This window comes from Pseudomonas sp. 29 (genome assembly GCF_002754355.1).
Classification (GTDB): domain Bacteria; phylum Pseudomonadota; class Gammaproteobacteria; order Pseudomonadales; family Pseudomonadaceae; genus Aquipseudomonas; species Aquipseudomonas neuropathica.
In genome coordinates, this window is record NZ_PEEY01000001.1 from 5,370,563 (window position 1) to 5,387,421 (window position 16,859).

Annotated in this window: 16 protein-coding genes; 9 read left to right on the forward strand and 7 right to left on the reverse strand. The window is 59.0% G+C overall.

What is annotated here, in order from left to right; all coding sequences use genetic code 11:
* Positions 1 to 333: 333 nt before the first annotated feature.
* Entirely contained in the window at positions 334 to 1,257 is a 924-nt protein-coding gene (locus tag CLU80_RS24870) for a LysR substrate-binding domain-containing protein (RefSeq protein WP_099758663.1), read from the reverse strand.
* Positions 1,258 to 1,375: 118 nt separating this feature from the next.
* Here CLU80_RS24870 and CLU80_RS24875 point away from each other — a divergent pair, with 118 nt between their 5' ends.
* The 6 genes from CLU80_RS24875 to CLU80_RS24905 all read left to right on the forward strand — a co-directional run bounded on the left by CLU80_RS24875 (position 1,376) and on the right by CLU80_RS24905 (position 9,514).
* A complete protein-coding gene (locus tag CLU80_RS24875) occupies positions 1,376 to 1,840 on the forward strand; it encodes a (2Fe-2S)-binding protein (protein WP_099758664.1) in 465 nt (154 codons plus the stop codon).
* Complete coding sequence (locus CLU80_RS24880) at positions 1,840 to 4,053, forward strand: xanthine dehydrogenase family protein molybdopterin-binding subunit (RefSeq protein ID WP_099758665.1); 2,214 nt, start codon at positions 1,840 to 1,842, stop codon at positions 4,051 to 4,053. Before CLU80_RS24875 ends, CLU80_RS24880 begins: the two co-directional genes overlap by 1 nt.
* Positions 4,054 to 4,059: 6 nt before the next feature.
* The gene (locus CLU80_RS24885) at positions 4,060 to 4,953 is read left to right on the forward strand and encodes a LysR substrate-binding domain-containing protein (protein ID WP_093438857.1); all 894 of its coding nucleotides are present in this window, start codon (positions 4,060 to 4,062) and stop codon (positions 4,951 to 4,953) included.
* A gap of 188 nt (positions 4,954 to 5,141) precedes the next feature.
* Positions 5,142 to 6,638 carry a helix-turn-helix transcriptional regulator gene (locus tag CLU80_RS24895; RefSeq protein WP_099758666.1) on the forward strand — a complete coding sequence of 499 codons (1,497 nt, stop codon included), beginning with the start codon at positions 5,142 to 5,144 and terminating at the stop codon, positions 6,636 to 6,638.
* 136 nt (positions 6,639 to 6,774) lie between these two features.
* Complete coding sequence (locus tag CLU80_RS24900; RefSeq protein WP_099758667.1) at positions 6,775 to 7,032, forward strand: DUF1652 domain-containing protein; 258 nt, start codon at positions 6,775 to 6,777, stop codon at positions 7,030 to 7,032.
* A gap of 1,828 nt (positions 7,033 to 8,860) precedes the next feature.
* Positions 8,861 to 9,514 (forward strand): trimeric intracellular cation channel family protein, encoded by a 654-nt coding sequence (locus CLU80_RS24905; protein WP_257358207.1) that lies wholly within the window; start codon positions 8,861 to 8,863, stop codon positions 9,512 to 9,514.
* 126 nt (positions 9,515 to 9,640) lie between these two features.
* Here the strand turns inward: CLU80_RS24905 and CLU80_RS24910 are convergent, their stop codons facing one another.
* The 6 genes from CLU80_RS24910 to CLU80_RS24940 all read right to left on the reverse strand — a co-directional run bounded on the left by CLU80_RS24910 (position 9,641) and on the right by CLU80_RS24940 (position 14,625).
* Positions 9,641 to 10,408, reverse strand: coding sequence for an SDR family oxidoreductase (locus CLU80_RS24910; protein ID WP_034152479.1), 768 nt, complete (start codon positions 10,406 to 10,408; stop codon positions 9,641 to 9,643).
* 22 nt (positions 10,409 to 10,430) lie between these two features.
* The gene (locus CLU80_RS24915) at positions 10,431 to 11,498 is read right to left on the reverse strand and encodes a phosphotransferase family protein (protein ID WP_093437060.1); all 1,068 of its coding nucleotides are present in this window, start codon (positions 11,496 to 11,498) and stop codon (positions 10,431 to 10,433) included.
* Positions 11,499 to 11,718: 220 nt separating this feature from the next.
* Positions 11,719 to 12,687 (reverse strand): 2-hydroxyacid dehydrogenase, encoded by a 969-nt coding sequence (locus CLU80_RS24920; protein WP_093437063.1) that lies wholly within the window; start codon positions 12,685 to 12,687, stop codon positions 11,719 to 11,721.
* A gap of 171 nt (positions 12,688 to 12,858) precedes the next feature.
* Complete coding sequence (locus CLU80_RS24925) at positions 12,859 to 13,287, reverse strand: hypothetical protein (protein ID WP_093437066.1); 429 nt, start codon at positions 13,285 to 13,287, stop codon at positions 12,859 to 12,861.
* Between the two features lie 15 nt (positions 13,288 to 13,302).
* Positions 13,303 to 13,782, reverse strand: a complete 480-nt coding sequence (locus CLU80_RS24930) for a DUF4822 domain-containing protein (protein ID WP_099758669.1) — start codon at positions 13,780 to 13,782, stop codon at positions 13,303 to 13,305.
* A gap of 459 nt (positions 13,783 to 14,241) precedes the next feature.
* Positions 14,242 to 14,625, reverse strand: a complete 384-nt coding sequence (locus CLU80_RS24940; RefSeq protein WP_095047464.1) for a tautomerase family protein — start codon at positions 14,623 to 14,625, stop codon at positions 14,242 to 14,244.
* Between the two features lie 242 nt (positions 14,626 to 14,867).
* Here CLU80_RS24940 and CLU80_RS24945 point away from each other — a divergent pair, with 242 nt between their 5' ends.
* From CLU80_RS24945 to CLU80_RS24950, 3 genes are all read left to right on the forward strand, one after another.
* Positions 14,868 to 15,062: a hypothetical protein gene (locus tag CLU80_RS24945; RefSeq protein ID WP_016982943.1), complete on the forward strand. Its 195-nt coding sequence runs from the start codon at positions 14,868 to 14,870 to the stop codon at positions 15,060 to 15,062.
* Between the two features lie 49 nt (positions 15,063 to 15,111).
* Positions 15,112 to 15,282 (forward strand): hypothetical protein, encoded by a 171-nt coding sequence (locus CLU80_RS30390; protein WP_223026173.1) that lies wholly within the window; start codon positions 15,112 to 15,114, stop codon positions 15,280 to 15,282.
* Positions 15,283 to 15,535: 253 nt separating this feature from the next.
* Complete coding sequence (locus CLU80_RS24950) at positions 15,536 to 16,816, forward strand: HAAAP family serine/threonine permease (protein ID WP_093437075.1); 1,281 nt, start codon at positions 15,536 to 15,538, stop codon at positions 16,814 to 16,816.
* The last annotated feature ends 43 nt before the right edge of the window (positions 16,817 to 16,859 follow it).

Sequence of the window (16,859 nt, forward strand, 5' to 3'; positions counted from 1 at the left end):
CGCATCCGGCCCGGGTGGGTGGTTGCTGAGGGCGAGTATTGGAAGGCGGGGTTGGGTTCGTACAATATTAATTGGGCGCGGTGGTGATATGCGTTCGATATGGACAGGTCAAAAGCGACCCTCACCCCAGCCCTCTCCCGGAGGGAGAGGGGGCCGACCGAGGTGTCTTTCGCGATGCATCGACCTGAGAAACCGAGGCGATTATGGATTCGGCGAGGCTGGTTCAGGTCGACGATTTTCTGAAGCATTCCCCTGTCAGATGGAATCGATTATGGATTCCCAGCAGGAGGTGCACGTCGGTGTCATTCGCCAATATTCCCCGATCGGTCCCCTCTACCTCTGGGAGAGGGCTAGGGTGAGGGCAGGGTTCTCAAGCGTACACAGGACTAACTGTCTAACCGCATCAACCACCGGCGCCACACGCTCCGCCTGCCCATGCGGCCATACCGCATAAAGGTTGTAATGCGCCGCAATCTGCGCCTCGTTCAACGCCACCAATCGCCCACTGCGCAACGCATCAGCCGCCAGTAATCCACGCACCAACCCCGCACCAACGCCGGCCTCAGCCGCCGCAATCAGATTCGCCGCATTATCAAAAATCACCCGCGCCGACGGTTCGGTCGGTGTCATCCCAGCCGCATCCAGCCATGGAATCCACGACCGCCGCGTATACCCCAATAGCGGCAACTGCAGGATCTGCGCCGGGCTAAGCGGCACTTGCAAACCATAGCGTTCAAGCAACTCTGGCGAAGCCACCGCCAATACCCGATCGCCACAAATCTGCGTCATCTCGCAGTCGTCCCAATCGCCATAGCCATAACGCAACGCCAGATCCACTCGCTCAAACGTACTGCGATCACTGCGCGGCATCGACAGCAGCGTCACCTCGTAATCCGGCAGTTCATCGAGCAGCTGCGGCAGGCGCGGATTGAGCCAGCTCTGCGCCAGTTCACTGTCGACGTCGAGGGTCAGGCGTTGCGCCATGCTGCGGTTTTTCACCGAGGACAAGGCGCGATCAATCTGCGCCAGACCGTCCGACAGCACACTGGCAAACAACTGCCCGGCGTCGGTCAGATTGCTGCCGCCACCTTCACGCACGAACAGCGGCTTGCCGATGAAATCTTCCAGCGCGCGGATCTGCTGACTGATCGCACTGTGCGTGAGGTCGAGCTTACGCGCAGCACTGGAGAAACTGCCGCTGCGCGCCGCGTGGATAAACGCGCTCATGGACTGCACCGACGGGTATCGCTTGTACATGTTGTTAGTCCTGCTTACAGCGGTTGGCAGAAATCGTCGCTGGCCGCGTTTTGCCCGGGGTTCCAATAATCGGTCACCAGGCCCGCACAAAGACGGGCCGCTCTTTTGGAGCCTGACAATGATTGCATTCACGGTTAACGGCGAACGACGCGAGCTGGATGAAGCGTCCTCCTCCATGCCCTTGTTATGGGTACTGCGTGATCAACTGAAACTCACCGGCACCAAGTTCGGTTGCGGCATGGGCCTGTGCGGTGCCTGCACCGTGCACCTGGACGGCGTCGCGGTACGTTCCTGCCAATTGCCGGCGGCCGCCGTCGCGGGCCACCGCATCACCACCATCGAAGGCTTGTCACCGACGCAAAACCACCCGTTGCAATTGGCCTGGATCGCCGAAGATGTGCCGCAATGCGGTTACTGTCAATCCGGGCAGATCATGTCCGCCGCCGCGTTGCTCAACACCGGTGCGGCGGTGACCGATGACTCGATCCGCAATGCGATGTCCGGGAATATCTGCCGCTGCGGCACTTACGGGCGCATCAAAAAAGCGATCAAACGCGCGGCGAATGCGCCGAAGGAGGCGTGATGAGCCTTATCGACGACAGTCGCACAGAATTGCCGCGCCGAGTGTTTCTCAAGCAAGCAGCGACGGTTGCTTCGGGCCTGGCGATTGCTCTTTATCTGCCGAGTGGCATGGCGGCGACTGACCCAAAAGCGCCGGCCCCGGCGAGTGAATTCGAACCCAATGCCTGGGTGCGCATCTTTCCCGACGGCACGGTGAAACTGGTGGTGCACAAGCACGATTCCGGCACCGGCACGCAAACAGCGCTGGCCGCGTGCGTGGCGGAAGAACTGGACGTCAATCCGATGACCGTGCAGGTCATCACCCCGGAAGATCCGTTCTTCGAGACCTACATTCATCCGGTCTGGAAGGTCTTTTCCACTGGCGGCAGCACCAGTGTTTCCCTGGAATACGAGCGCCTGCGCATGGCCGGTGCCATGGCGCGGGCGCTACTGATCACGGCAGCCGCCAAGCAGTGGAAAGTCAGCCCTGACAGTTGCACCACGGAAGAAGGTCGGGTCGTTCACATTGCGAACAAACGCAGCCTCGGTTACGGCGAACTGGTCGGCGTCGCGGCGAATCTGCCAGCCCCGACAAACGTCAAGCTGAAGGATCCGGCGCAGTTCAAATACATTGGCAAACTGCGCCACAAACGTGATGCGGCAGCCAAAGTCTGCGGGCAATTCAAGTACAGCATCGACGTGCAACTACCGGACATGCTGGTCGCTGTGATTCAGCGCGCGCCGGTGGTTGGATCGACAGTGCTCAGCGTCGACTCAGCGGCCGCGTTGCAGGTGCCGGGCGTGCGCAAAGTGCTGGCGATTGCGGGGCGCCCTGATGTGCTCGGCGGCAATCAGGAAGGCGTCGCTGTGTTGGCGGATACGTTCTGGGCCGCGCAGCAGGGGCGCAATCTGCTGGCGATCAAATGGAGCGATTCGCCCTTGGCCGGGTTCGACAGCGAGCAACTCTCCAGCGCGCAGGTCAAGGCCATCGGCGATCCGCAAGCACAAACCGTCAAAGCCATGGCTCAGGGTGAAGTCGCCGGGCAATGGTCAGGCGCGGCGAAGCTGATCGAAGCCGATTACACCATGCCCTACAAGGTGCAAAACCCGCTGGAACCGATCTGCATCACCGCACGCGTCAAGGACAAAGCGATCACTTACTGGGGCGGTGTGCAGGTGCCGTCCTCGGCACTGGAAGCGGCGCAAACCGTGTGCGGCATCGACAAGGCCAACGTGACCATTCATGAATTGGTCTCCGGCGGCAGTTTCGGCGCGCGGGAGGCTAAGTACTGGTTGTTCGAAGTCGCGTATCTGGCGCAGAAAACCGGCGTGCCGGTGAAACTGCTCAACAGTCGCGAGGACGAAATGCACGCGCTGTTCAATCACCCCGCGACCTTGCATCGAGTCAAAGGCGCGCTCGACGCCCAGGGCAAACTCACCGCGCTGCAACTGCACGCGGTGTCGCCGGCCTCGCCGGAGCAGTGGGAGCCGGGTTACTTCGAACGGCCGGACCATATGGATTACAGCACCACCGAGGCGATCACCGCGTGGGACTTCGCCTATCGACCACCGCACCTGGAACTGAACTGGGTCAAGCATGAAAGCCACGTGCCCAGCGGCTGGTATCGCTCGGTGAGCTTCATCCCCAACGTGTTCGCCGTGGAAGGCTTCATGGATGAACTGGCCCACGCCGCAGGCGAAGATCCATTGGCGTTCCGGCTGGCCAATATGCAGGAGCGGCCACGGCATGTGGCCGTGCTCAAGCAGGCTGCCGAACGCGCCGGTTGGGGCAAACCGTTGCCGCCGGGCACGGCGCTGGGGATCGCCACCAACCAGGGTTACACCAGTTTTATTGCGGTGGTTGCGCGAGTGGCAACGGTTGATGGCAAGGCCCAGGTCGAGAAACTCACCTGTGTGGTCGATTGCGGTCTGGCGGTTTCGCCGGGCGGTGTCGAGGAACAGATCTACGGCGGTCTGATGTGGGGACTTGGCCATGCGTTGTTCGATCGGCTCGACATCAAACAGGGCCGGGTGGTGCAGAGCAATTTCCACGATTACCGGGTGATGCGCATGTCCGACATGCCGGCCACCGACATCGTCGTGTTGAATGGCGAGCCGAGTAAGCCCGGTGGCGTCGGCGAGTTGGGCAGCCCTTCGGTAGTGCCGGCCATCGCCAATGCCTTGTTCGCGCTGACCGGCGTACGCCAGCGTTCGACGCCGCTGAGTCTGGGGTAAGCCGTCATGGATCTGCGTCTGCTGCGGTACTTCATGGCGTTGGCCGATGAGCTGCACTTCGGTCGCGCCGCCGAGCGCCTGCATATCTGCCAGCCGCCGCTGAGCCAGCAGATTCGTTTGCTGGAGGAAGAACTCGGCACGCCGTTGTTCGAGCGCAGCCATCATCGGGTCGAACTCACGGCGGCGGGGCAGATGCTTAAGGAGCAGGCGCCGCTGGTGTTCGAACAGCTTGAGCGGGCGTTGGACCTGACGCGGCAGACCGGGCGCGGACAACTCGGTGAGCTGGAAATCGGCATGATCAGTTCGGTGATGGTCGGCGTGCTGCCCAAGGCCTTGCACCTGTTTCGCCAGCGTTATCCGCAGGTCAACTGGCGTTTGCATGAAATGACCCCGGCGGCGCAGGTCAAGGCGTTGAAGGAGAAACGCATCGACGCTTGCGTGTTTCGCGTCGGCTATGACGATCCGCAGTTGCGCAATGAACTGCTGATCTACGAGCCGATCAACGTGGTGATGCCGGCGGATCATCCGCTGGCTGGCCGCGCGGTGCTGGCGCCGGCGGATCTGGCACAGGAGCCGTTTGTGGCGCTGGAATTGAAGCAGTCGCGGTTCGCCCATTTTCTGTTTCAGTGCTGCATTCAGGCCGGGTTCACGCCGCAGATTCGTCAACAAGTGATCGAGGTGCAGACCTTGCTGAGTCTGGTGCGCGCCGGGTTTGGCGTGGCGTTGTTACCGGCGTCCATTGAGCAACTGGCCCCGGCGGGGTTGGTATTCCGGCGCTTGACCCCGGCGTTGCCGGAGGTGCCGCTGTATGCCACTTATCGGGCGGACGATGCTTCGCCGGTACTGAAGCTGTTTCTCGATACGCTGCGCGAGTTGGTCGAAACCTCAAGCCAACACTGAATCCTGTGGGAGCGAGCTTGCTCGCGAAGGCATAGTGACAGTCGAAAAATGTTTTGAATGAAGTACCGCATTCGCGAGCAAGCTCGCTCCCACAGGGGATTTGCGTTGTTGCAAGAATTTAACGCTGGCACGATCGCAAGCGCGTGCGGTCGTACTCTTCACATGGCCGTATCACTTGTGGAGATCCAATGAGCCAGGAAGTCCTGACCACCGAAACCAACCGCCGCCAGTTGCAGCAGATCATCGCCGGGCTGTCCGACGGGGTGATCCTGTTGGAGCTGGATCAGAGCATTCTCTGGGCCAACGAAGCTGCGCTGGCCATGCACGGTGTCAAGCGGATCACCGATCTGGGCCACAATGCCGACGAATACGCCAAGAAATTCAACCTGCGCTATCGCAATAATCACTCGATCACCGCCGAAAACTACCCGATCAGCCGGGTAGCGCGCTGTGAGAGTTTCAATGACGTGCTGATCGAAGTGTCGCCGAGCGACGACCCGGAGCGAATCTGGGTGCACAGCGTGCGCAGCATGATTCTCACGGACCGCGAAGGGCAGCCCGAGTCGCTGGTGCTGATCATGAGCGATGTCACCGATTGGGCCAATGCCGAGCAGCGCTTCGAAAGGACGTTTAACGCCAACCCGGCACCGGCAGTGATCTGCCGGCTCAGTGATCTGCGTTACATCAAGGTCAATCCGGGGTTTCTGGAAATGACCGGGTACACCCGCGAGCAGGTGATTGGCACGTCCTCTTATGAAATCGACATTTTCGAGCAGGCCGAACACCGGGACCTGGCTATTCAGCGCCTGCGCGACGTCGCGACCATCCCGCAGATGCAAGCCGAGCTGCGCCTGCCCGATGGCAGCAGCAAGCAGGTGATCGTGGCCGGCCAGCCGCTGACGCTCAACGATGAGGATTGCATGCTGTTCTCCTTTGTCGACATGGAGCTGCGGCACAAGGCCGAGGTGGCGTTGCGGCAGAGTGAGGAGCGTTTTGCCAAGGCGTTTCGCCTGACGCCGGTGCCGATCCTGATTTGCAGTGCTGACGAACAGCAGGTGATCGACGTCAATCAGGCGTTCCTCGAAACCCTGGCTTATGACAGCGACGACGTGCTCGGCAAAACCGTGCCGCAGCTGGACTTTATCGATGACAGCGGCGCGTGCACGCGGTTGCTGGCGGCGCTGGCGAAAAACGGGCGGGTGGATCGGGTGGATGTGCGGGTGCGCAAGAAAGATGCGGATCTGCTCGAGTGCGCGCTGTCCGCTGACACCGTGAATATTCAGGACACACCGTGTTATTTGCTGGTGTTGATGGACATCACCGAGCGCAAGCGTACCGAGCTTGAGTTGGTGGCGGCGATTGAGGAGGTGATGAAAGATGCTTCCTGGTTCAGTCGTACGTTGATCGAGAAACTGGCCAATGTGAAAAAGGTCAACTCGCCGCAACTGCCTAGCGTTTCGTTCACCGATCTGACGGCGCGTGAGCGCGATGTGCTGGGGTTGATCTGCGAAGGGCTGGCGGACAAGGAGATCGCGGCGCGGCTGAAACTGGCGCCGAACACGGTGCGTAATCATGTCGCCACGGTGTATTCCAAGCTCGATGTGCACAGTCGCAGCGAGGCGATTGTCTGGGCGCGCGAGCGTGGATTGTTTTCCGGGGAGTGGGGCGCCAAGGGCCAGCGCTGAGGTGCAAATGCACTAGTTCATCAGGTGCATATTGAGGTGTTGGCGGTCGACGGCTGTTCTTAGTCTGGCGGGGTGCGATACGAGTTTTTTCTGGCTCGGGATCGCGGCCCTTCGCAGTCGTTATAGGAACAGTCTGATGATGAATCTTGCGCAGTTGCGCACGCAGCTTGAACGCAGTTTTTCGCCGCTGGCGTGTGAGTGTCTGGTGGATGGGGATCATTCGCTGACGGTGAAGCTTTATCACCCGGTGTCGGGGCAGGTGGATCTGGTGATCAGTGGGTTGAAGCTTGATGCGCTGCGGACGCGGGAGTCGGTTGAGGCTTTGATTGAAGAATTGCGGTATGAGTTGGAGAGCAACACTTTGCGTTCTTTTCGGGATCCTGATTTGGCTTAGGGCTTTTAGGCTTGGCGGCCTTTGGGTCGACCATGCTCTTGGGGGGTGGGTGTATATCCGTTTCTTTGGGTGCTGCGGCTGGCGGTTTCGCTCTTACAGCGACTCACTTTTCCAGACGCCGAAAAGTAAGCAAAAGGCTGGGCCCCGGCGTTCGGCCCGCTCGCTGGGGCTCGGGGTTCCTTCGCTCCGGGATCGATCCGGGCGCAGCGCCTACGGTTTGCTTCGCTGCACCTCCTCTCGCTGTGTTTGGCTGCGCCAAACGGTCGCTGCGCTCCCACCCCCGGATCAATCCCTCCACTCAGCCTGCCGAAGGGGCCAGCACGGCAAGATCAAGAGCTGCAGCCGAGCTAACGCTCATCCTGTTGAGTGGTGAGAAGCACAAGCGATGCGCGATTTGGCTGTTTTGCTTTGGCTGTTCTGTGGGAGCGAGCTTGCTCGCGAAGGCGGCCTGACAGCCGACCAATCTCTGCCAGATGTACTCGTTCCAACTGTGGGAGCGAGCTTGCTCGCGAAGGCGGCCTGACAGCCGACCAATTTCTGCCAGATGTACTCTTTTCAACTGTGGGAGCGAGCCTGCTCGCGAAGGCGGCCTGCCAGCCGACCAATTTCTGCCAGGTGTACTCTTTTCAATTGTAGGAGTGAGCCTGCTCGCGAAGGCGGCCTGACAGCCGACCAATCTCTGCCAGATGTACTCTTTTCAACTGTGGGAGCGAGCCTGCTCGCGAAGGCGGTCTGACAGCCGACCAATCTCTGCCAGATGTACTCTGTTCAATTGTAGGAGTGAGCCTGCTCGCGAAGGCGGCCTGCCAGCCGACTAATCTCTGCCAGATGCACTCTGTTCAATTGTAGGAGTGAGCCTGCTCGCGAAGGCGGCCTGACAGCCGACCAATCTCTGCCAGATGTACTCTTTTCAACTGTGGGAGCGAGCTTGCTCGCGAAGGCGGCCTGACAGCCGACCAATCTCTGCCAGATGTACTCTTTTCAACTGTGGGAGCGAGCCTGCTCGCGAAGGCGGCCTGCCAGCCGACCAATCTCTGCCAGATGTACTCTTTTCAACTGTGGGAGCGAGCTTGCTCGCGAAGGCGGCCTGACAGCCGACCAATCTCTGCCAGATGTACTCGTTCCAACTGTGGGAGCGAGCTTGCTCGCGAAGGCGGCCTGACAGCCGACCAATCTCTGCCAGATGTACTCTTTTCAACTGTGGGAGCGAGCCTGCTCGCGAAGGCGGCCTGACAGCCGACCAATCTCTGCCAGATGTACTCTGTTCAATTGTAGAAGTGAGCCTGCTCGCGAAGGCGGCCTGACAGCCGACCAATTTCTGCCAGATGTACTCGTTCCAACTGTGGGAGCGAGCTTGCTCGCGAAGGCGGCCTGCCAGCCGACCAATCTCTGCCAGATGTACTCTTTTCAATTGTAGGAGTGAGCCTGCTCGCGATGAGGCTCTATCAGGCAAAGCACATTTCAATTTGCCAATCCTCTCGAATCCGAACGCAAAATCGACAGCCACTTCCTTCCGATCCGGCCGATTCACTGGCGCTTGCGGGGGGCTCGGCTATAAAGAATGAGTGGTCAGGTCTTCCGTGGTCGGTTCGGTCGCGGGAGTTGCTCTTCCATTTGTCGCGGGTCGTCCTATGAACAATCTTGGGAAACGCGTGTTGCCGTTGGCTTTCTTTGCAGTGTTGTTGGCGGGTTGCGCCAGTCCTCCACCCCCTCCACCGGCAGCGCCGCCGCCGCCGCCGGAGCGCACGTGTCAGGTGCTCGAAAACACTGAGGTCGCCGGTGACGTGTACGCCGACGGGCAGGTTACTCGACACATCACGACCACCCGTTGCGTCACGCAATAGCGCCTGCGGGGCGGCAGTCCCGGGTTGAGCGGATTGTGCTGGTGGCCGACCTGGCCGGCACTGCGGTGTTTGCCGTGGAAGGCGCTATTGCGGCGATGCGCAGTCAGCTCGACTTGCTCGGTGTGATGGTGATTGCGTTTATCGTCGCCCTCGGTGGCGGGGTGACTCGTGACTTGTTGATCGGTGCGACGCCACCCAATGCCGTGGCCGATTGGCGCTACCCGGCGCTGGCGTTTTTCATGGGCGGGCTAGCGTTTGCCTTTCATGAGCAGGTGCTGGGCTGGTCCGGTTCAACCCTGATTGTGCTGGATGCAGCAGGCTTGGCGCTGTTTGCCGTGGCCGGTGCGCAGAAAGCGTTGAATTTCGGGATCACACCGTTTGTGGCGATGCTGATGGGCACCATCACCGGCGTCGGTGGCGGGGTGATACGCGACATTGTGCTGGCGCGGATACCTGTGGTGTTGCAGGCGGATTTGTATGCGAGTTCAGCGTTTGTCGGTGCGGCGGTGTTGATCATCGGCCGCAGGCTGGGCGTTTCGCCGGTAGCGGCGGCGTTGCTGGCGGGGGCGGCGTGTTTGCTGTTGCGTTTGCTGTCGGTGCATTTCGGCTGGCAGTTACCGAAAGTCCTCGATGCCTGATTCAAGCAGTGACCTGTGGGAGCGAGCTTGCTCGCGAATGCGGTGTGTCAACCAAATCATTGTCGATTGACACTACGCCTTCGCGAGCAAGCTCGCTCCCACAGGGTTAATCATTTGCCGTTTAAATCAGGACAGAAACCCACCGTCCACATTCAGCGCAACCCCGGTGGTGTAGCTCGACGCATCGCTCGCCAGGTACAGCACCGCGCCGGCCATTTCGCTCGGATCAGCCACACGCTTGAGCGGGATCTGCGTCAGCGCTTGCTTGAGAATCGCATCATTCTTCACCAGCGCCGAGGCAAATTTGGTGTCGGTCAAACCCGGCAGCAGCGCGTTGCAGCGGATGCCGAACTGCGCGCATTCCTTGGCGAAGACCTTGGTCATGTTGATCACCGCCGCTTTGGTCACCGAGTAGATGCCCTGGAAGATCCCCGGCGAAATGCCGTTGATCGACGCGACGTTGATGATGCTGCCGCCACCGTTTTCGCGCATCAGCTTGCCGGCTTCGACCGACATGAAGAAGTAGCCACGGATGTTCACGTCAACGGTTTTCTGGAACGCACTCAGATCGGTGTCCAGCACATTGCAGAATTGCGGGTTGGTCGCGGCGTTGTTGACCAGAATATCGAGGCGGCCGAACTGTTCCTTGATCCCGGCGAACACCTGGCTGATCTGTTCCATTTCACCGATGTGGCAGGCCACGGCCGTGGCTTTGCCGCCGGCGGCGATGATCGCGTCGGCGACATGCTGGCAGCCGTCGAGCTTGCGGCTCGACACGATCACATGGGCGCCTTGCTGGGCCAGCAGTTTGGCGATGGCTTCACCGATGCCACGGCTGGCGCCGGAAACGAAAGCAATTTTACCGTCGAGGTCGAACAACTGAGTCTTGGACATAAGGGTTCCTGGGTGTGGGCCGTCAGAGGCTCGATTTCGCAATGACCTGCAAGCTCATCTGCTCCAGCAGTTTGTTCATGTGAATGAACTGCGCGAAGCGTTTGTCCTGGGTCTGGCCGTGGTAGAAGCGGTAGTAGATCTGCTGCACGATGCCGGCCAGACGGAACAGGCCGTAGGTGTAGTAAAAGTCGAAATTGTCGATCTGGATGCCCGAACGTTCGGCGTAGTAATCGACGAACTCGCGGCGGGTGAGCATGCCCGGCGCGTGGCTTGGCTGGCGGCGCATCAGTTGCACCGGCGCCGGATCGTCCGCCTGAATCCAATAGGCGAGGGTGTTGCCCAGATCCATTAACGGGTCGCCGAGGGTGGTCAGTTCCCAGTCGAGTACGCCGATGATCTGCATCGGGTTGTGCGGGTCGAGGATGACGTTGTCGAAGCGGTAGTCGTTGTGGACGATACTTGAGGTCGGGTGGTCGGCCGGCATCTTGTCGTTGAGCCAGGCTTTCACTGCTTCCCAATGCGGCGCATCCGGGGTCAGGGCTTTTTCGTAGCGCTCGCTCCAGCCTTTGATCTGACGGGCGACGTAGCCTTCCGGTTTGCCCAGATCGCCCAGGCCGCAGGCGTTGTAGTCGACGCGGTGCAGTTCGACGAAGCGGTCGATAAAGCTTTTGCACAGGGCTTCGGTCTTTGCCGAATCAAGGCCCAGCTCCGGCGGCAGCTCCGAGCGCAGGATGATCCCTTTGACCCGCTCCATGACGTAGAACTCGGCGCCGATCACCGATTCGTCGGTGCAGTGCACGTAGGCCTTCGGGCAATACGGAAAACCGTCGCGCAATTGATTGAGGATGCGGAATTCACGGCCCATGTCGTGGGCGGACTTGGCCTTGTGGCCGAACGGCGGACGGCGCAGGACGAATTCCTGTTCCGGGTATTCCAGCAGGTAGGTCAGGTTCGACGCACCGCCAGGAAACTGGCTGATCGCAGGTGTGCCGCTCAGGCCTGGAATGTGCGCCTTGAGGTACGGATCGATCAGGCTGGCATCGAGTTCTTCGCCAGAGCGGATACGGGTGGACTGGTCAGTAAGCGCCATGCTTATCCCTTCTGCTTATTTTGGAGGCCAGACATCATTGGCTAATCTAATGGCGCGCTCGGGGCGCCACAAGCGCGAGTCGGTCTTATAGGCTAGCGTGTTGCCCGATAATCACCTTTGGGAATGTGCGCGAAAAGTCGCGGTGAACCAGGGTTTTGCGGATATGCCGTGACCGAAAAGGAGGGCTGGGACGAGCGCTCGACACGTCGTCCGGTGTGCTTCAGTGCACGCGCTGATTGTTGAGTTTCGGAGGCAAGGCAATGGGCGTCAGTACCGGTTCGCCCGAAAAAAACGCCACGAGATTTTTGCCCACCAACTCCACCGTGCCTTGAGTGGCTTCCGGTGACAGACCGGCGACGTGTGGCGTCAGTAGCACGTTGCTCAGGGTTTTCAGCGCATCCGGCACTTGCGGCTCGTGGTCGAACACATCCAGTGCGGCGCCGGCAATTTTGCGTTGCTCAAGCGCTGTGATCAGATCCGCCGTGGCGATCACACTGGCGCGGGCGATATTGACGACAAAGCCTTTCGGCCCCAGCGCATCGAGCACCGGGCGAGTCACCAGATGCTGTGTACCGATGCCGCCAGGCGTGGCGATGATCAGGAAATCCGAGGCCCGTGCCAGTTCGGTCGGCGTCGAGCAGAACGTGTAAGGCACATCGCTGCGCACCTGGCGGCTGTGATAGCTGATCTCCATGTCGAAGCCAAAGTGGGCGCGTTTGGCTATCGCCATGCCCACGGCGCCCAGCCCGAGAATCCCCAAGCGTTTGCCGGCCAGCGACGGGCGCATGATCTTCGGCCATTCACCGCGGCGTACCGCAGCGTCACAACGAGGGATATCCCGGACCAGCGCCAGCAGCATCGCCATCGCATGGTCGGCCACCGACGAGGCATTGACCCCGGCGCCGTTGGTGACGGTAATGCCACGGTTACTGGCGGCTTGCAGGTCGACCTGCTCGTAACCGGCGCCGATCACCGTGATGATTTTCAGTGCGGGCAGGGCGGTGATTTCATCGGCGGTCAGGCCCAGCGGCCCGCGAGTCAGCACCGCGTCGATGCGGCTGCCGTGAGTGGCGATGGCTTGCGCACGCTCGGCCGGCGTGGGGGCGAGGATCAGGTGAAAACCCTGATGTTCGAGGATCGGCAAATAGTCATTGATGGTTTCAACCAGTACCAGAACGGTTGCGGGCATTGCGCGGCTCCTGTGAACGTCGGCGGGTCGGTCGCGAAAGTCGTTTCAGAGTGCTGAATCCGCAGCGGCTTGGCAATCGTTGTCATTCACGCAGTGGTGCTTTGATTCTGGACGGCTTCGGGCAAGAAGCAAGGGTAGGCAGCACACCGGTGATCCGGTGTGCTGTCGGCATCATTGGGCTGCTTGGGCTTTGGTTTGTTCTGCGAGGGCAATCGGCTTGAAATCATAGGTTGGATAAAACTCGGTTCGGTAACTGCCCCATGCGGTGTTTTCCAGGGCGAGGTTCACTTCTGCCAGCCGTGAGGCGGGGAAGCGTACGGTCACCACTTGGCCAATGCCCATCATGATGTTCCAGCTCACCACTTCGACCCCGGCGGGGGGGAAGGTCTTGTAGAAGCCTTGTTGTGTGAGCTGGGCCTTGAGTTCGCTCAGCGGGCGGGTCTGATCATGTTTCAGAAACACGGTCAGCATCATTGCATTGTCGGCGGTGGCAACAGTATTTGTGGCGGGTTGGGTGGCGGCTTGCGCACTGACTCCGGCGCAATACACCGTGGAGGCCAGCAACGTCGACATCAGCAGGGTTTTAACTGTCTTTTGCATGTTGAACTCCTGGTTTTATTGTTTGATGGCGGATTTGGTTTCTACGGTGCCGGTATACGGCGCGTGAACGACATGAATACGTACAAGTGGATTGTTGTCGATCATGTCGCGGGGGACTTCCCGAGAGTAAGTGAATTCACTGTTGTTCAGTGTTTCCAGGCGCCTGACAATTGTTTTGGTCGGACCGATATCGGGTACCAGAATGTGCTGTTTCTGGTTGCCGGTGACAAAGAAATAACCGCCTCCGCCTTTGTTGTACTTTGACTCGCCTGTGTCGGTGTAAAAGAACTCGTATCGATTACTCTCGGGATCCCAGGTCGATATACCTACGACGCCGGGATACTTCGCCTTGACGTCTGTTTCAGGAGCGCCATCGATGTAGACCTTGGTAGTCAGCCATCGCGGCGAAGAAGCCAGCTCGCGGACATCAGCGCTGGCAAGCGGGGTGAAAAGCAGTCCGGTCAACAGCAGGCCGGTGATCGTGCGCTTTTGCATGCTTTTTCCTCTTTATCAAACTTCGAAGGTCGTTTGCGATTGGTCTTTCGTCATTCAGGGCGTGAAAAATATAGGCCTGAAAAAGAGGATTGTTCAATGGCTGCGTAGTTGCTTGTAACAAATGACTGTTGTTCGGATCTCGGTAATATTTGGTCGTGGTTTTATTAGGTGTTTTTGATTGTAGGATTATTCTGAAATATCGATAGGCGAAGGGCTTTTTATTGGTGTTTTCTGTAATTCATAGCGCAGATGACATTAGAGAAGTACACGCAGTTGTAGGGCGGAGGATAAGGTTACAAATTCGTGATTGACGCAACCGCAGCCGGCGAAGTGGCGTCAATTTCAAGGAGCGTTTCTTTTAAAACCTGACATCCGCACTGTCGATTACTCGTGCGAAGGCAGCGCCGAGGGTTGCTTTGTGATGTTTGATGATCGCTTCGGCCGCTAGCTGGCTAGGGGTCAGGTGACGTACTGGGCAATGCCATTGCCGAATGACCAGTTCTCTTTTTTCACCTCGACCAGATTGATGAACACGTCTTCCAGGCGCACCGCCAACTGCGCGTGCAGGCGCTCGGCGATGGTTTTGAACAGCAACTGTTTTTTCTCCACTGTGCGCCCTTCGCTGATGGTGATCTGAATGAATACCACGCCGTCGCTGCGCTGGATCCCCAGATATTGCGGATCGTAGACCAGGTGCTGGCCATCGTGCTCGGTCAGGATCTGAAAGTTGTCGTGCTCGGGCACATCTATACAACTGCGCAGGGCGGCGTAGATCTGCTCGCCGATGCGTTTGGCGAAGTTGGGGTCGGGGTTTTGTCTGATGTCGACGCGAACCAATGGCATGGGAAGGCTCCGCAGGGCAGGGGGACTCATTTCACGCTAGATCATGTGGGCCAAATTGAAAGGCACGGGTACTTGATCGCGAGGTGTTTTCTGAAAGGTCTCTGTATGAGGCTGCCTACCTGACTCGCGGATTTTGCCTACGAAAACGCCGGATTCATCCGCTATCTGGCGCGAGATGATTTAGGAAATCATGAGGGCACAAAGCAGTCCCGCCAGTCACTGCCAATAGCCAAGGAAGGCGCATGCTTCAGGACGATCGCGAAAACCTGGAGCTCCAAAGGCTCCTGAATGAAACACGGAAACTCGTGGCGGAAAGACAAAAGCTTCTGGCTGAAGCAAAAAAGCTAAAGAGAGAGACGAGTTTTTATCCACTCGCGGTATTGGCTGGAGTGGTGACCGCAATCACTGCAGTAGTAGGCGTTTTTTTCAAGGTTTGAGTGTTCACGCTTCACAACAATCAGACCCATGACCCAAAAGGAAATCAAGATGAGCACATTTGACCGCAAGGCTATGATTGAACTATCGGATCGTGAGTACGATGAGTCGGTCGAAAGAATGCGTATCAAGGACAAGGAAGATATGTATCCAATCTGGGGGATGCTGGCGTTCGGCATTTTTTGTATGTCGCTCGGATTCATCCTGGCACGATCAATCTGATCGATTCCTCGCGACTGCATCAAACGTTGGAGCTTGCCAGAAAACGACACGACGCCTACCTGAAGCCGACAGTTATTTTCTCAAAAACGACACACCTCTAAACTGCTCCGCATAACCATTCCTCAGCTAAGTCTTTGCTTCTGCTCATTTATCGCGGAGAATCGCGCCCCTGTTTCGGCCGGAGCATGTCTGTCGGTTTTTTCCGACGCGTCTGACCGAGTGGCAAGTGACCGGAATGCGGAGATCCGACCGGATGAATGATCAGGCCAATAGCGTCGAAGAGCGCTTTGATGCAGCAGCACCTGCTGAACTTTCGAGCTGGAATCGCCAGGACACCACCTGGATGTTGGGACTGTTTGGGACGGCCATTGGCGCCGGTACCCTGTTTTTGCCGATCAACGCAGGACTGGGTGGCTTCTGGCCGCTGGTGGTCCTTGCGCTGCTGGCCTTCCCGATGACGTTCTACGCGCACCGTGGCCTGACCCGCTTTGTGCTTTCCGGTCGTGAAGGCGCCGACATCACTGAAGTGGTCGAGCAGCATTTCGGCATCAAGGCCGGCGCGCTGATCACCTTGCTGTACTTCTTCGCGATCTTCCCGATTCTGCTGATCTACAGCGTCGGTCTGACCAACACGGTCGCCAGTTTTCTCGAACATCAACTGCACATCACGCCGCCACCGCGCGCGCTGCTGTCGTTCGTGCTGATCCTCGGTCTGTTGGCCGTGGTGCGTTGCGGTGAGCAGGCGATCGTCAAGGCGATGAGCCTGATGGTGTATCCGTTTATCGTCGCGCTGCTGTTCCTCGCCGTTTACCTGATTCCACACTGGAACGGCGGCATTCTCGCCACGGCTTCGCACGTGCCGGCACCGTCTGCGTTGCTGCACACGCTGTGGCTGGCGATTCCGGTGATGGTGTTCTCCTTCAACCACTCGCCGATCATCTCGGCGTTTGCGGTCGATCAGAAGCGTCGTTATGGCGTCCACGCTGAAGAGCGCAGCTCGCAGATCCTGTCCCGCGCGCACCTGTTGATGGTGGCGATGGTGTTGTTCTTCGTCTTCAGCTGCGTGTTGACCCTGTCGCCGGAGCAACTGGCCGAGGCCAAGGCGCAGAATCTGTCGATCCTGTCGTACCTGGCCAACCACTTCAGCAATCCTACCATCGCTTTCGCAGCGCCGTTGATTGCGTTTGTGGCGATCTCCAAATCGTTCCTCGGTCACTACATCGGTGCCAGCGAAGGTCTCAAAGGCCTGATTATCAAGAGCGGCAAGCGCCCGGGCGCCAAGGCGCTGGATCGCATCGTGGCGGCCTTCATGCTGGTGGTGTGCTGGATCGTGGCAACCCTGAACCCGAGCATTCTGGGCATGATCGAAACCATCGGCGGCCCGGTGATCGCGGCGATTCTGTTCCTGATGCCGATGTACGCAATCCGTAAAGTGCCAGCGATGGCCCGCTATCGCGGCCAGGCGTCGAACGTGTTTGTAACGGCTGTCGGCCTGGTAGCGATTTCGGCGTTGATTTATTCGCTGACCGCGTAAGCTACAACTCCAGATACTCAGCTACAGTGGCCGCTGCATACGA

Excerpts from the sequence above, each read along its gene's own strand:
- CLU80_RS24870 (WP_099758663.1), bottom strand. The coding sequence starts at position 1,257 with ATGTACAAGCGATACCCGTCGGTGCAGTCCATGAGCGCGTTTATCCAC.
- CLU80_RS24875 (WP_099758664.1), top strand. The coding sequence starts at position 1,376 with ATGATTGCATTCACGGTTAACGGCGAACGACGCGAGCTGGATGAAGCG.
- CLU80_RS24880 (WP_099758665.1), top strand. The coding sequence starts at position 1,840 with ATGAGCCTTATCGACGACAGTCGCACAGAATTGCCGCGCCGAGTGTTT.
- CLU80_RS24885 (WP_093438857.1), top strand. The coding sequence starts at position 4,060 with ATGGATCTGCGTCTGCTGCGGTACTTCATGGCGTTGGCCGATGAGCTG.
- CLU80_RS24895 (WP_099758666.1), top strand. The coding sequence starts at position 5,142 with ATGAGCCAGGAAGTCCTGACCACCGAAACCAACCGCCGCCAGTTGCAG.
- CLU80_RS24900 (WP_099758667.1), top strand. The coding sequence starts at position 6,775 with ATGATGAATCTTGCGCAGTTGCGCACGCAGCTTGAACGCAGTTTTTCG.
- CLU80_RS24910 (WP_034152479.1), bottom strand. The coding sequence starts at position 10,408 with ATGTCCAAGACTCAGTTGTTCGACCTCGACGGTAAAATTGCTTTCGTT.
- CLU80_RS24915 (WP_093437060.1), bottom strand. The coding sequence starts at position 11,498 with ATGGCGCTTACTGACCAGTCCACCCGTATCCGCTCTGGCGAAGAACTC.
- CLU80_RS24920 (WP_093437063.1), bottom strand. The coding sequence starts at position 12,687 with ATGCCCGCAACCGTTCTGGTACTGGTTGAAACCATCAATGACTATTTG.
- CLU80_RS24925 (WP_093437066.1), bottom strand. The coding sequence starts at position 13,287 with ATGCAAAAGACAGTTAAAACCCTGCTGATGTCGACGTTGCTGGCCTCC.
- CLU80_RS24930 (WP_099758669.1), bottom strand. The coding sequence starts at position 13,782 with ATGCAAAAGCGCACGATCACCGGCCTGCTGTTGACCGGACTGCTTTTC.
- CLU80_RS24940 (WP_095047464.1), bottom strand. The coding sequence starts at position 14,625 with ATGCCATTGGTTCGCGTCGACATCAGACAAAACCCCGACCCCAACTTC.
- CLU80_RS24945 (WP_016982943.1), top strand. The coding sequence starts at position 14,868 with ATGCTTCAGGACGATCGCGAAAACCTGGAGCTCCAAAGGCTCCTGAAT.
- CLU80_RS30390 (WP_223026173.1), top strand. The coding sequence starts at position 15,112 with ATGAGCACATTTGACCGCAAGGCTATGATTGAACTATCGGATCGTGAG.
- CLU80_RS24950 (WP_093437075.1), top strand. The coding sequence starts at position 15,536 with ATGAATGATCAGGCCAATAGCGTCGAAGAGCGCTTTGATGCAGCAGCA.